Origin of the sequence: Streptomyces sp. NPDC127068, from assembly GCF_042724695.1 — a bacterium.
In the GTDB taxonomy this organism is placed as follows: Bacteria; Actinomycetota; Actinomycetes; order Streptomycetales; family Streptomycetaceae; genus Streptomyces.
Window position 1 is genome coordinate 1 of record NZ_JBHXEN010000080.1, and the last position, 13,973, is coordinate 13,973.

At 73.2% G+C, this 13,973-nt stretch carries 12 protein-coding genes; 3 read left to right on the forward strand and 9 right to left on the reverse strand.

Features of this window, described 5'->3' with window-relative positions; all coding sequences use genetic code 11:
• Positions 1–304: 304 nt before the first annotated feature.
• Positions 305–1,060, forward strand: coding sequence for a GntR family transcriptional regulator (locus ACFWIA_RS32820; protein WP_387010908.1), 756 nt, complete (start codon positions 305–307; stop codon positions 1,058–1,060).
• Between the two features lie 112 nt (positions 1,061–1,172).
• On the opposite strand, the gene ACFWIA_RS32825 is transcribed toward ACFWIA_RS32820, so the two are convergent.
• The 3 genes from ACFWIA_RS32825 to ACFWIA_RS32835 form a co-directional block, all read right to left on the reverse strand.
• Positions 1,173–2,801: a flavin-containing monooxygenase gene (locus ACFWIA_RS32825; protein ID WP_387010909.1), complete on the reverse strand. Its 1,629-nt coding sequence runs from the start codon at positions 2,799–2,801 to the stop codon at positions 1,173–1,175.
• Positions 2,802–2,973: 172 nt separating this feature from the next.
• Entirely contained in the window at positions 2,974–3,468 is a 495-nt protein-coding gene (locus ACFWIA_RS32830) for an ABA4-like family protein (RefSeq protein ID WP_387010910.1), read from the reverse strand.
• Positions 3,465–4,469, reverse strand: a complete 1,005-nt coding sequence (locus tag ACFWIA_RS32835) for a hypothetical protein (protein ID WP_387010911.1) — start codon at positions 4,467–4,469, stop codon at positions 3,465–3,467. The genes ACFWIA_RS32830 and ACFWIA_RS32835 overlap by 4 nt, the downstream gene beginning before the upstream one ends.
• Before the next feature lie 101 nt (positions 4,470–4,570).
• On the opposite strand from ACFWIA_RS32835, the gene ACFWIA_RS32840 reads away from it, so the two are divergent.
• Complete coding sequence (locus tag ACFWIA_RS32840; protein ID WP_387010912.1) at positions 4,571–5,221, forward strand: MerR family transcriptional regulator; 651 nt, start codon at positions 4,571–4,573, stop codon at positions 5,219–5,221.
• Positions 5,222–5,252: 31 nt separating this feature from the next.
• On the opposite strand, the gene ACFWIA_RS32845 is transcribed toward ACFWIA_RS32840, so the two are convergent.
• Both ACFWIA_RS32845 and ACFWIA_RS32850 read right to left on the reverse strand, forming a co-directional pair.
• Entirely contained in the window at positions 5,253–6,203 is a 951-nt protein-coding gene (locus ACFWIA_RS32845; RefSeq protein ID WP_387010913.1) for a helix-turn-helix domain-containing protein, read from the reverse strand.
• Between the two features lie 230 nt (positions 6,204–6,433).
• Positions 6,434–7,279 carry a helix-turn-helix domain-containing protein gene (locus ACFWIA_RS32850; RefSeq protein WP_387010914.1) on the reverse strand — a complete coding sequence of 282 codons (846 nt, stop codon included), beginning with the start codon at positions 7,277–7,279 and terminating at the stop codon, positions 6,434–6,436.
• Between the two features lie 334 nt (positions 7,280–7,613).
• On the opposite strand from ACFWIA_RS32850, the gene ACFWIA_RS32855 reads away from it, so the two are divergent.
• Entirely contained in the window at positions 7,614–8,516 is a 903-nt protein-coding gene (locus ACFWIA_RS32855) for a class I SAM-dependent methyltransferase (protein ID WP_387010915.1), read from the forward strand.
• Positions 8,517–8,593: 77 nt separating this feature from the next.
• Here ACFWIA_RS32855 and ACFWIA_RS32860 read toward each other — a convergent pair whose 3' ends face one another.
• The 4 genes from ACFWIA_RS32860 to fdhD all read right to left on the reverse strand — a co-directional run bounded on the left by ACFWIA_RS32860 (position 8,594) and on the right by fdhD (position 13,931).
• On the reverse strand, positions 8,594–9,430 hold the full coding sequence (locus tag ACFWIA_RS32860) for an aldo/keto reductase (RefSeq protein WP_387010916.1): 837 nt from the start codon (positions 9,428–9,430) through the stop codon (positions 8,594–8,596).
• 159 nt (positions 9,431–9,589) lie between these two features.
• Positions 9,590–11,422 (reverse strand): AMP-dependent synthetase/ligase, encoded by a 1,833-nt coding sequence (locus tag ACFWIA_RS32865; RefSeq protein ID WP_387010917.1) that lies wholly within the window; start codon positions 11,420–11,422, stop codon positions 9,590–9,592.
• Positions 11,423–11,743: 321 nt separating this feature from the next.
• The gene (locus ACFWIA_RS32870) at positions 11,744–13,024 is read right to left on the reverse strand and encodes a DUF4185 domain-containing protein (protein ID WP_387010918.1); all 1,281 of its coding nucleotides are present in this window, start codon (positions 13,022–13,024) and stop codon (positions 11,744–11,746) included.
• A gap of 64 nt (positions 13,025–13,088) precedes the next feature.
• A complete protein-coding gene (fdhD, locus tag ACFWIA_RS32875) occupies positions 13,089–13,931 on the reverse strand; it encodes a formate dehydrogenase accessory sulfurtransferase FdhD (RefSeq protein ID WP_387010919.1) in 843 nt (280 codons plus the stop codon).
• Between the last annotated feature and the right edge of the window lie 42 nt (positions 13,932–13,973).

Here is a 13,973-nt window from a genome sequence, read left to right on the forward strand (position 1 = left end):
GCCCCCGTCCGCACCCCCGGAACGGGAGTGGGCGCGGGGGTGGGGGGACAGTCGTGGGGGGCGCCCCCCCCCCCGGGGCCCCCCGCCCCCCGCCCCGGGGCGGCGTCGCCGTCAACACGGTGACGCGACCCGGGGCCGTGCGCTCTCCGCGGTGGCCGGGCGGGGGCGCTCGGTTCGGGGGTCTACGGCGTGGGCCGTGTGGCGGGCCCCGCAGCCCCGGCGGTCACGAGTCCGTCTCCTCCTCCCATGACATCAGCCGCGCTCCGGCGATCATCAGCTGACGGGTGAGGTCCCTCCGTACCCGGTGCAGGGTCGCGAGGCGTTGCGGAGAGGGGACCAGGCACAACAGCCGTACGTCCGGAGCCTCCGCACGGACCGCGAGCCCAGGATCACGGAACTCATGGACGCGTACGGGCTGGCCCGCCAGACCGTACGGGACGCCATCGGGGAACTCGCCGACGAGGGCCTGGTGGTCGCCGTCCGCAAGACCGGTACGGTCGTCCGGCACCGGACCCCCGTGGCCATTCCGCTCAGCCGCTACCGGCACGCCATGACCCCCACCGGCTCCGACGGGCCGTGGCAGGCGGCCACGGCCGCGCAGGGAATCGACGGCGCCATGGAGCTGATCGGCGTCGAAAGGGTTCCCGCGGACGAGGAGTTGGGTGTGCTGCTGGACACGCCCGGCGGGGAACTCGTACGCCGTTCGCGTCACGCGGTGATCCGGCCCGATGACGTCGTCCAGATCCAGCACGCCTGGTACCCGGCCCAGCTGGCGGAAGCCGCCGGGATCGCCACGGCCGACAAGGTCCGGGGCGGTGTCTACCGCGCTCTGGCGGCGGCGGGTTTCGCACCGGCCACGGTCAGCGAGACGGTGGCCGCACGACTGCCCGGCCCCGACGAGGCAACCCGGCTCCGCATCGGCGGCAAGGTGTCGGTGCTGACGGTGGAACGCCTGACCAGGGACTCGGCGGGACGGCCGCTCGAAGTCCTGCGGACCGTGGCACCCGCGGACCGGATCAGGCTGTGCTACGACGACCTTCCCCTGAACTCGGGGTCCTGAGAGCGGGCCGGGCGCGGCCGAGTCCCGGCGGTCCCGCCCGTCATGGGCCGCCGCGAGAAGGCGCCGCGCCCCTGGCTGGGGCACGGCGCCGTCCCGGTCCCCGCGGGGGGTCTCAGGTGATGGTGAACCCGGCGTACCCGTCCCGGGCCACCGCGTCGCACCGTTCCCGGTACACGTCGGCGCCGCCGGGGTACGCGAGGAACCCGCGCGGCTTTCCGGGCACGTTCGCGCCCGTGTACCAGGACTCGGCCGTCGGGTAGAGGGTGCGGCCGGCGACCTCGGCCGCGTGCGCGACCCAGGCCCGCTCCGCCTCGGCGGTCCCCTCGATCTCGGTCAGCTCCCCGTCCCGCAGGAAGCGCACGCAGTCGGTGATCCACTCCACGTGCTGCTCGATGGAGACCGCCATGTTGGTGAGCACCGAGGGGCTGAGCGGTCCGGTGACCGTGAACAGGTTGGGGAACCCGGCGCAGCCGAGCCCCAGGTAGGTGACCGGCCCCCGGGCCCACTTCTCCCGCAGCGTCACGCCGCCCCGACCCACGAGGTCGATCGTGGTGAGCGCCCCGGTCATCGAGTCGAACCCGGTCGCCAGGACCAACACGTCCGCGGGGTGCTCCTCCTCGGCGGTCCGCACGCCCTTGGCCGTGATCTCCACGAGGGGAGTGGACTTCAGGTCCACCAGGCGCACGTGGGGCAGGTTGAACGTCGCGTAGTACCCGGTGTCCAGACAGGGGCGCTTGGTGCCGAAGGGGTACGTCCGGGGCGACAGGAGTTCGGCGGTCGCCGGGTCGGCGACGGTGCTGCGGATCTTCCCCCGCACGAACTCGGCGGCGGTCTCGTTCGCCCTCGCGTCGGCCAGTAGGTCGGTGTACGAGCGCAGCACCGCGCTGAGCACGCCCTCGGACCAGGCCGCCTCGTAGCGGGCGTGGCGTTCCTCGGCCGTCACCTCCAGCGCCGAGCGGGTCGGCATGGCGAGCACGGAGCCGCCCTTGGAACGCCGTTGGGCGGCCCGGAACTCCGGGTACTCGGCCTTGCGCGCCGTGACTTCCGCGTCGGTGAGCGGCCGGTTCAGCGCGGGCAGTGCGTAGACCGGGGTGCGCTGGAACACCGTCAGCTCCGCGGCCCGGCGGGCGATCAGCGGGACGCACTGCACCCCGGAGGCCCCGGTGCCGATCACCGCGACCCGGCGGCCGGCGAACTCCACCCCTTCGCGGGGCCAGCGCGCGGTGTGGTGCACCGGGCCGGCGAACTCCTCGACTCCGGGCACCTCCGGCCCCTTGGGCACGGTGGAGCAGCCCGATGCCATGATCAGGAACCGGGTGGTGAGCCGCTGCCCGGTGTCCGTCGACACCTCCCACCACCGGGCCGTCTCGTCGTACACGGCGCGGGTGACCCGGGTCCGCAGGGTGATGTCCGGGCGCAGCGCGAACCGGTCGGCCACGTGGTGGAGGTAGCGCAGGATCTCGGGCTGGCTCGCGTACCGCTCGCTCCACACCCACTCCTGGTCCAGCTCGGGGGAGAAGGAGTACGAGTACGTCATGGACTCGATGTCGCAGCGGGCCCCGGGGTAGCGGTTCCAGTACCAGGTGCCCCCGATGTCGTCACCGGCCTCGAACACCACGGTCCGCAACCCCAGTTCACGGAGCTTGAGGAGTTGGTAGAGACCGGACATCCCGGCTCCGACGATCACGGCGTCGGTATCGGGCCGGGCGGTGGAGGGCGCGGTGAAGGTGGCGGTGGGCATGGCTCTCCTGGACGACGGGGATCGCCGCGGAACCGCCATTCCGCACACGGGGTCGCCGTCGATGCTGCGCCCGGAGCGGCCCCGCGCGCCACCGACCGCACGGGATCGGCGTGAATACCCCCCGGGTGTTGGCCGGATCGCTGCGCTCAGGGCGTCCGGGGCCGCTCGTCGCCTATCCGGACACCGTGGGGGAGGAGCCGCGGTGGCGTCCACCGGCCGGCGGGCTCCCGTCCGTCGTGCCGTCGGAGGCGCCCCGCATCCGTACCGCGCGCAGCAGGAGGAACACCGGCAGGGCGAACGGCGACAGGAGGATCGCGAAGACCAGCAACGGGCCGGTCACCCAGGGGTTGATCTTCAGGCGGCGGGCCTCCAGGAAGATCCACTGTCCGATCAACAGGTCCCAGGCGATGATCTGTGCCCAAACGGCTCCCGCCCCGTCGGCGAGCGCGGTCAGCTCGTGCATCCGGTCCAGGGTCGGCGAAGTGACGAGGGCCCACAGCTCGGGCAGGACCGGCGCGACGAGCACCGTGTAGACGACGAGGATCGGCAGCGCCGTCAGCGGCGAGGACGCGACACGCACCGTCACGCTCCAGCGCGGAGCGAAGACCATCAGCAGCCAGACGGGGGTGGCGCACCAGAAGGCGAGGTCGAACAGGAGGTCCGTCATGCCGAGGTCTCCTCGTGGGTGCGCCCGGCACGGTCCGGGTCGCTCGGGTCGGGTGGGGTGTCGGTCGCCCCGGAGCGGGTGCGGGGCGTGGAACCGAGCGAGATGCCGACGGCGAGGGCGGCGCCCAGGACGACGGCCGCACCGACCGCGAGGGTGGCGGTGTCGGGTTTCAGGAGCGGTTGGCCGCGCAGCGCCTGCCAGGTGATCAGGGCCAGGACCGCCGCGTACGTGCCCGAGGCGGCGAACACCAGCCGCAGCCGTACGGTTGCGTCCCGTAGCCGGGGCAGGTGCGGGGCGAGGGCCACCAGGGCGAGCAGCAGCAGGGGCAGCACCTGGAGGGCGTGCATCCCGACGAAGTGCGGGATGCGGAGGTCGCCGCCGGTGGTGGACCAACCGGTGAGGGGCATCGACGGTCCGCCGTCGGGCACGCCCACGCTGTGCGCTCCGACGACGTCGACCGGGCCGTTCTCCGCGGCGGCCCGCTGCTCCGGGGTGGGTTGGGGCATCAGGAAGCCGAGGGCGGCGCCGACCACCGCGAGCAGCGAACCGAGGCGCAGGGTCCAGGCGGCGGCGCGGTCCTCGATGCGGGAGCGGAAGAGCAGGACGGCGATGGTCAGCGCGCCCGTCCACAGCACGACGATGGTGACGGCCATGACGTCGTAGAGGGCGGAGTCGAAGGAGGTCTCGCGGTTGAAGTGGCTGATCTGTCCGCGGAAGACCTGACCGATGATGATCACCATCTCGACGGCGCCGGCCGCGGCGACGACGGTCCCGGCCCACCAGGCGAGCCGGTGGGCGCGGGTGGCGAGGGAGAGCGTCCACGCCAGGGAGAGCGCGTACATCATCAGCGAGAGCGAGAACTTGAAGGGCTTGAACCAGATGGGGGAGCCCGTGAGGGTGCGGTCGTCGACGAGGAGGCCGACCGCGGAGCCGATGCCCGTCACGACCATCAATGCGGCGAAGAGGAGCAGGGGGCGGTGCCAGGAGCGCCAGGAGGACATGGAGGATCCCGTTCGATGGATAGTAGCGCTATCCGCTATCTGTTGGGGACACTCTCTAGGATGGGCGGTGTGAGACGCAAGGGCGGAAGGGCGGGCGGGTCGTGCGCATCGGCGAGCTGAGCAGGAGGACCGGGGTCCCGGTGCCGACGATCAAGTACTACGTGCGGGAAGGGCTGCTCCCCGGCGGTGAGTTGACCAGCCGCAACCAGGCCGACTACGGGGACGCCCATGAACACCGGCTACGACTGATCCGGGCCCTGCTGGACGTCGGTGGGCTGCGCATCGCGGCCATCCGGGACGTCCTGGCGGCGGTCGACGACCCCGGCCGGTCGGTGCACAGCGTCCTGGGTGCCGCCTCCGACCTACTGGTGCAACGACTGCCCACGGGTGACGGACACGCCGATGACGACGGAGTGCTCGCGGCGGCCCGCCGGCAGGTGGAGGAACTGATCGCCCGCCGGGGCTGGTTGATCTACAAGGACTGCCCGGGCAACGAAGCGCTCGCCGCCGCCCTGGCGGCGCTGCAACGCGTGGGGCTCGGCGAGTTCACGGCCGTGCTCGACGACTACGCCGAGGCCGCCGAACGGGTCGCCCGGGCGGACCTCGACTTCGTGGCGACCCGGGGCGTGCTCGACGAACTGGTGGAGAGCGTCATCGTCGGCACCGTCATGGGTGACGCGATGTTCGCTGCGCTGCGCAACCTGGCGCAGATCGACCGTTCCACCCGCCAGTACGGGGGCGGCACCGGCTGAGCCGCGGTCTCCCGCGCCCGGGGCGGCCCCGTCAGGCGGGGTGGTGCTGGGCGCCCGCCTCGCACCGCTCGGCGTCGAGGGCTTCCGCCTCCTCGCGGAACGCCTGCTCCTTCGCCTGCGCCCGGTAGGCGTCGCGGGCCTCCCGCAGGATCTCCCGGGTGCGGTCGGTGGAGGCGGCCTGGGCCGACATGTGGTCCAGGACCTCCAGGTGGTTGGCCACCTCGATCTGCGAGTCGAGGTACAGCGCCCCGGTCAGGAACTCGCAGTACACCATGTCCTGCAACTCCGCCTGGGCGAAGCGGAACAGGGAGAAGGGCCCGTACGTTCCCGGGTGGGGTCCGTTGTGGAACTCGGCGATCTGGAGGGTGAGCCCGGGGGTGCGGGCGGCGGTGAGCAGCCGGTCCATCTGCTCGGCCATCACCTCGGGTCCCGCCACCGGACGGCGCAGCACCGTCTCGTCCATGATGATCCACAGGTGCGGGGCGTCCGGCTTTGCCAACAACTGCTGGCGGTCGATGCGCAGCTCGACGTGGCGCTCCACCTCTTCGGGGCGGGTGTGCCCGATGGTGCCCGCCGTCATGACCTCACGCGCGTAGTGGTCGGTCTGGAGGATGCCCGGCACGAAGTGCGGCTCGTACGACCTGATGAGCCGTGCCTCGGCCTCCAGGCTGACGTAGAGGCTGAACCACTCCGGCAGGACGTCGTGGTACCGCTGCCACCAGCCCGGCTGGTTGGCCTCCTCGACGAGTGACAGAAAGCCGTCGACCTCCTCCGCGGACGCCCCGTACATGCCCAGCAGCACATGCACGTAGGGCACCTTCAACGCCACCTCGGCGGTCTCCATCCGCCGGACGGTGGCCGCGGTGACCCGTAGCTCGGCCGCCGCCTGCTCGCGGGTCAGCTCCTTGGCCTCCCGCAGTTCCTTGAGCCGCCTGCCGAGGACGACCTGTCCGACGGTCGGCGCGGCGCGCCTTTCACTCACGTCACACCTCCCCACGTGCCGAACAAACGTGAGCAGTGTGTCATGTCGTGGCTACGCGGCGGGGCCAGTCCGTCGTTCACAGCGGAAGTGACGTTCCGGTGACGCGCCCGGCGCCGGGTGGGAACCGGGCGTTCGGGAAGAGAACAGACGGACTACGGCCGTCCGTGGTGGCGTAAGTCACACGACAAAGTCCGGTCGGAGGGGAACGCCCGGCGAAAGGTGACGCCCCGTCAACTGTCCAGCGACCGGAGGTAGTCGGAGGTGGCCCGGTCCGCCGGGAGGAACGTCTCGATCGCCAGCTCCGCGACCGTCACGTCCATGGGGGTGTTGAAGGTCGAGATCGACGAAACGAACGACAGCACCCGACCGTCGTGCTCCACCTGCATCGGCAGGGCGAAGTACGGATGGGTGGCCCCGTGCGCCGCCGGCACGCCCTCGTTGAGCACCGGGTACGCGGCCACCTCCTCGTACAGGTCCCGCAGCGCCGGCGACCGGTCGAGCGCGATCTGACGCTCCATCTGTTCCAGCAGGTGCCCGCGCCATTCGCGGAGGTTGCGGATGCGCGGGGCGACGCCCTCCGGGTGCAGGATCAGCCGCATCGCGTTCAACGGCGGGACCAACAGGTGCTCCGGAACCCCGGCGAGCAGCATCGTGATGCCCCGGTTCGCCGCGATCACGTCGTACGTGGCGTCGACGACCAGCGCCGGATACGGCTCGTAGCCGGTCAGCAGTCGTTCCAGTCCCTCGCGCAGACCGTCCAGCGCCGGATCGTCCATCGGCGTCTCCGGGAACCGCGGCGCGTAACCCGCCGCCAGCAGCAGCGCATTGCGCTCGCGCACCGGAACGTCCAGATGGTCCGCCAGGCGCAGGATCAGCTCCTCGCTCGGGCGGGAACGCCCCGTCTCCACGAAGCTGATGTGACGCGCCGACGACCCCGCGCGCAGTGCCAGTTCCAGCTGGCTCACCCGCTGCCGCTCCCGCCAGCCGCGCAACAGCGGGCCCACACCGCGCGCTGCCGGGGAGCCGGGGGAGTCGCTACGGAGGGACCGGGGCGCGGCGGGCAGTGCGGTAGTCATGCTCCGAAGGTAGACGACGGGCGCGCCCGGTGCGTGACCAGATGGGCCGCTGTGGCCGCACCTGTGACCCCTTCGGCAAGGAGAAGTCGCACCATTTGCTGAGGAAGCGGGCGGCGGTGGCGCGATCACGCCAGGGCGCGCGACGTGCAGCCGTCTCCCCCCGCGCCGAGGTGGATGTGCGTCCCGCGCGCCGAATCGGATGCCCCGCGGGAAGCGGTTTTGCCGGATCGGCAACGGGAGTGGCTCCGCAACGCACCCCGCGCGCACCCTGACCGTACCGGCGGGCGCAACTCCGAGCGCACCGCCACCCGCGCACCCCACGGAAGGCGGACCCATGGCGCACGCACCGCACCGGCACGGCCCTGCGAACCAGGACGGCGGACACCACCACGCCCACACCATGGACTGGACGGAGCTCGCCCCGCACCTCGAACGGGAGGGCGAGACGGCCGCACCCCAGTACCGCGAGATCGCCCGCTGGATCGCCGCCTCCCACCCCGCGCCGGACCGGATCCTCGACGTGGGCAGCGGCCCCGGAGTCGTCTCCTGCCTCCTCGCCGAGGAGTTCCCCCGTGCCCGGGTCACCGCCGTCGACCCCGAGGAGTTCCTGCTCGCCCGCGCCCGGGAGCGCGCACAGCGCGCCGGACTCACGGAACGGGTCCGCACCCACCGGGCGGAACTCCCGGACGGCCTCGGCGCCCTGGAACCCGCCGGACTGGTCTGGCTCGGCCGGTCGCTGCACCACGTGGGGGACCAGCGGGCCGCGCTCGCCGCGATCGCGCAGCGGATCGCGCCGGGCGGGGTCGTCGCCCTGCTGGAGGGCGGGCTGCCCACGCGCGTACTGCCGCGGGACGTCGGATTCGGACGCCCCGGTCTCTGGAGCCGCATCGACGCCGCCGAACAGGACCGCTTCTCCGCGATGCGGGCCGAACTGCCCGGCTCCACCCGGGAGACCGAGGACTGGGCCGCACTGCTGGCCTCCACCGGGCTGAAGCCCAGCGCGACCCGCACCTTCCTCCTCGACCGGCCGGCCCCGCTGTCCGACGGCGACCGGGAGTTCGTGATCGACACCGTCCGACGCCGTCGCGAGATGGTGACCGACGTCCTCGACGCGGACGACCTGGCCACCCTCGACCGGCTCCTCGACCCCGACGCCCCCGAGGGGCTGGCCCGCCGACCGGACGCCTTCCTGCTGTCGGCGCAGACCGTGCACACGGCCGTCGCCGCACCCGCCTGACGCACGGAACCCGCCCCGGGGCACCTGAACCCGGGGCGGGAGTGCGGGCCGCGGCGCCGCCGGGGGCGCCGGACGGCTCAGGTCACGTGGAAGTCGGCCGGGTCCGGGCCCAACCGACGGTCCTCGTTCAGCGCGCTGATCGCCGCGACGTCCTCCGTGTCCAGTGCGAAGCCGTACACGTCGATGTTCTCGACGATCCGGGACGGGGTCACCGACTTCGGGATCACCACGTTCCCCAGCTGGATGTGCCAGCGCAGCACCACCTGCGCGGGGGTGCGCCCGTGCTTCTGGGCGATCGCGACGATCGCCGGCACGTCGAGCAGCCCCTTGCCCTGGCCCAGCGGCGACCACGCCTCCGTGGCGATGCCCTGCTCCGCGTGGAACTCCCGGGCGGCCCGCTGCTGGAGCCTCGGGTGCAACTCGATCTGGTTGACGGCCGGGATCACCGACGTGGCGTCGAGCAACTGCTCCAGGTGCTCGGGGAGGAAGTTCGACACGCCGATGGACGTGGCCCGCCCGTCCGCATGGATCTTCTCGAACGCCTTGTAGGTGTCGACCGCCTTGCCCAGGGCCGGGGCCGGCCAGTGGATCAGGTACAGGTCCACGTACTCCAGGCCGAGCCGTTCCAGGGAGGCGTCGAACGCGCGCAGCGTCGCGTCGTACCCCTGCTCGCTGGTCCAGAGCTTCGTGGTGACGAACAGGTCCTTGCGGGCGATGCCGGAGGAGGCGAGGGCCCGGCCCGTGCCCTCCTCGTTCCCGTAGACCGCGGCGGTGTCCACACTGCGGTACCCGGCCTCAAGGGCCGTGGCCACCGCCCGCTCGGCCTCGTCGTCCGGCACCTGCCAGACGCCGAACCCCAGCTGGGGCATCTCGACGCCGTTGTTCAAGATGATCGGGGGGACCTTGCTGCTCACGGATTCTCGATCCTTCGCGTCGTGGGTGGTCGTCAGCGCGTACGGGGTGTCCTTCCATCGTGAACGATCACGTCCGCCGGCGCATTCCGTTCGCGGGGCCGCTTTCCCGTTCCCGGCGTGCCCACACCCCACTGTGTCCCCACGGTCACCACCCGCCACTCACATCCGGTACAGCGCCTCCACCTCACCGGCGTACGCCCGCTCGATCGCCGCCCGCTTCAGCTTCCGGGACGGCGTGAGCAGCCCGTGCTCCGCGGTGCACCGGTGGGCGAGTATGCGGAAGGTGCGGATGGACTCCGCAGGCGACACCCCGGTGTTCGCGGCGACCACCGCGCGGCGCACTTCGGCCTCCAGATCGGGATCGCGGACCAACTCCGCCACCGGCGGCACCCCCTTGCCCCGCATCCCCAGCCAGTGGGCCACCGCCTCCGCGTCCAGGGTGACCAGCGCGGCCACGTACGGGCGGTCGTTGCCCACGACGAGGCACTGCGCGACCAGCGGATGGCCCCGCACCCGGTCCTCCAACGGGGACGGAGAGACGCTCCTGCCGCCGGCGGTCACCAGGACCTCGTTCTTGCGGCCCGTGATCGTCAGATGGCCGTCCGCGTCGAGCGTCCCGAGGTCACCGGTGGCCAGCCAGCCGTCCACGAGCACCGCCTCCGTGGCCTTGGCGTCGTCCAGGTACCCGTGGAAGACGTGCGGACCGTGCAGCCACACCTCGCCGTCCGCCGCGATGTGCACCCGGGTGCCCGGCAGCGGCGGTCCCACCGTCCCGCAGCGCACCCGCCCCGGCGGATTCCCCGTCGACGGGCCCGTCGTCTCCGTCAGCCCGTACCCCTCGTACACCGTGATCCCCGCGCCCGCGAAGAACAGCCCCAGCGAACGCTCCATCGCCGCACCGCCCGACATCGCGCACCGGGCCCGCCCGCCCAGCGCCCGACGCAGCTCGGCGTAGACCGCCCGGTCGTACCACCGGTGCCGGGCCCGCAGGGCCGCGGAGGGTCCGGGGCCGGTACCGAACGCCCGGTCCTCCCACGCCTCGGCGTAGGCCACCGCCGTCGCCACGGCCTTCTCGAACCGGGCGAGCCCGCCCTCCCGCTCGGCCCGCCGACGGGCCGCCTGGAAGATCCGCTCGAAGACGTGCTCCACCGTGAGCAGGAACGTCGGCCGGAACGTCGCCAGCCCGGCGAGCAGACCCGCCCCGTCCGGCTCCGGCAGATGACCGAACCGCACCTTCCCGCGGACCGCCGCCACCTGCGCCGTCCGACCGAAGACGTGCGCCAGCGGCAGGAACAACAGGGTCGACGGCGCGCCGCCCCGCCGGGGCCGGAACACCTCCCGCCACCCGTGGTAGATCGTGTCAGCCTCGAACATCAGATTGCCGTGCGTGAGCGCGCAGCCGCGCGGGCGCCCCGTGGTGCCGGACGTGTACACCACCGTCGCGATCGAGTCCGGACGCACCAGCCTGCGGTGCCGGTGGACCAGGTCGTCCGCCAGGTGCGCCCCCGCCTCGTACAGTTCCCCCAGCGCGCCCGCGTCGAGCTGCCACAGCCGACGCAGCCGCGGCAGCCGGTCGATGACGGTGGCCACGGTCATCGCGTGGTCCTCGTGCTCCACCATCGCGGCCACCACCCCGGTCTCGTGCAGCATCCACAGGACCTGCTCCGCCGACGACGTCGGGTGGACCGGGACGACCTCGGCCCCGACGGTCCACAGCGCGAAGTCGAACAGCGTCCACTCGTAGCGGGTCCGCGCCATGATGGCGACCCGGTCCCCGCCACGGACGCCCTCCGCCAACAGGCCCTTGGCGAGCGCCGTGACCTCGTCGCGGAACTCAGCGGCGGTGACGTCGCGCCAGGCGCCCGGCTCCTCCTGCCGGGCGAGCACCACGTGCCGGGGATCGGAGCGGGCGCACGCGAAGACGGAGTCGGCGAGACCGCCCACGAGCGGCGGCGACACCTCGGGCAACGGCGGGCTGGCGAACTCGCGCAACTGGGCTCCTTGTGGCGGCTCTCCCACGGCGCCGCGACCGTACCCCACCCGAACGCCCTGCGGGAGGGGGCGTCGTACCCCCCTTCCGGCGGGGGTCCCCGGCGGCGCCGACCATCCGTGCGGGCGGGCCCGTTGCCTTCGCCCGCACGTACATCGTGGCCGTCCGCCGGGCCCCGAGGCCGGGATCTGCACCGGATCGACACGGCTTCCGCCCGATCGCCACGCCGTCACCACGACCACCACCGGTGCGGGCCCGTACCGGGCACGCGGTCCGTACCGGGCATGCGGTTCGTGGCCGCCGCGGTGCAGCCGTCCACGGGGTCACTCCCCGGCCGACAGCCGCACCCGCAGGAACCGCGGCCGGTACAGCGCCACGTTCCGGTTGACCTCCGCGTGCGCCACGCCCGCCGCGGCGTCCAGCCAGTTCACGTCGTAGCTGACCAGCAGCCCGCCCCCGCCGCCCAGCGAGGGATGGGCCCGCGGGTTGTACGCGGCGAGCCCCCGGCCGCCGCCCGCGTCCTCGGGCAGCGGCGGGGTGAAGCCCCGCACGGGACCGTGCCAGGGACCGGTCGGCGAGCACGCCCAGTACCCCGCCACCGAGGTCAGCCCCTCGGTACCCGACGCCATGGTGAGCAGGGTGTACGTGTCCCCGTCCCGGACCACCGTGAACGCACTGCCCACCCCCTGCGTCCGCCCGTCCCCCACCACCGGACGCGGCGTCGCCCGCGCACCCCAACGACGGCCGTCCCAGTACCGCCACGCGCCGGGCTCCGCGAGCCTCCCCGCCGGGACCCGGGCCACGTACGCGTTCGCGCGTCCCCCGAGCGCCGAGCGGCCGTCGTCGCCGCCGAACACGTACGTCCACTCCCGGTCCGTGACGGTCGCCGTACCGAACAGCACCCGCGCGGCGGGGTCCGGGACCGACGTCTGGTCCAGCACCGTCACGACCTCCTCGACCCTGAGGTCCGGCAACGACAGCGTGGCGACCTCCGTCGCGGCGGGCACCCCGTAGATCCACGGCGACCGTCCCGGGTCCCGCGTCCACAACAGCACCCGCAGCACCCGCTCCGCGGAGCCGACGGTCCGCGGCTCCACCTGCGCGGCCACCGGCCAACGCCAACGCCCCGGCAACGGGTCGGGGAACAGCGGTGCGGGCAACGTCCGCTCCAGCGTTCCCGACGCCGACATCAGCACCCCGCTGTTGCGGACCGCGGGCGCGCTCATCTCCCGCCACGCGTGCGGTTGGCCCACCGGGTTCGGCGGCGGTCGCACCTCCCCGAGGAACGTGTCCGAGAACAGCCACAACACGCGTCCGTCCGGCAGCCGCACCGCATGGGTGCCGTCCCCGCCCGTCCAGTCGTCCGCGCGCGAGGTGTCGTCGCCGTACCGGGCGAACTCCCCGGTCACCGCGGGGTCCGGGCGCCAGGACGCAACGGTGCGCGGGGAACACGACGCGCCGTCCCGCGCACCGCCCCCGTCCCGCAATGCCCACACCGTGCCGGCGACCAGCACCGCGAGCGCCACCGACGCGCCCGCGACGGCACGGGCCGGGCGACGGGGCCGAGCCGCACGCACCTGCGGCTGCCCGGGGGCGAAGGACACGGGGGCGACGCTAGTCGCCGCGGACGGCCCGGGTCCACGGTGCGGTGAACCCCGCCCCGGGCGGTCAGGGCGCCGGATCGCCCAGCGCCACCCGACGGTCGTGCGCGTACACGTTCATCGACGACCCCCGCAGGAAGCCGATCAGGGTGAGCCCCGCCTCGTCCGCGAGGTCCACCGCCAGGGACGAGGGCGCGGAGACCGCCGCGAGCACCGGGATGCCCGCCATCACCGCCTTCTGCGCCAACTCGAAGGAGGCGCGACCCGACACCAGGAGCACGGAGCGGGACAGCGGCAGCCCGCCCGCCCGAAGCGCCCCGCCGATCACCTTGTCGACGGCGTTGTGGCGCCCCACGTCCTCACGCACGTCCAGCAGCTCCCCGTCCTCGTCGAACAGGGCCGCCGCATGCAGCCCACCGGTACGGTCGAACACCCGCTGCGCCGCCCGCAGCCGCTCCGGCAACTCCGCGATCAGCGCGGGGGACAGCCGCAGCGGCGGGTCGTCGGTGATGGCCCACCGCGCATGGGTGCGCACCGCGTCGAGGCTGGCCTTGCCGCACAGCCCGCACGACGAGGTCGTGTACACGTTCCGTTCCAGGGTGATGTCCGGAACCGGCACACCGGGGGCGAGCCGCACGTCCACCACGTTGTACGTGTTCTTGCCGTCCGCGGTGGCGCCCGCGCAGTAGGCGATCGTGCGCAGGTCCGCCGGTGAGCTCAGCACCCCCTCGCTCACCAGGAACCCCGCTGCCAGCGCGAAGTCGTCGCCGGGCGTCCGCATGGTGATCGCCAGCGGCTTGCCGTTGAGTCTGATCTCCAGGGGCTCCTCGGCGACCAGGGTGTCCGGCCGGTGGTCCACCCGTCCGTCCCGCACGCGGACGACCCGTCGGCGCTCGGTGACCCGTCCCATGTGTAACCGTCCCGGTTCTCTGCGTAGCGGCCGGCCCGTTCC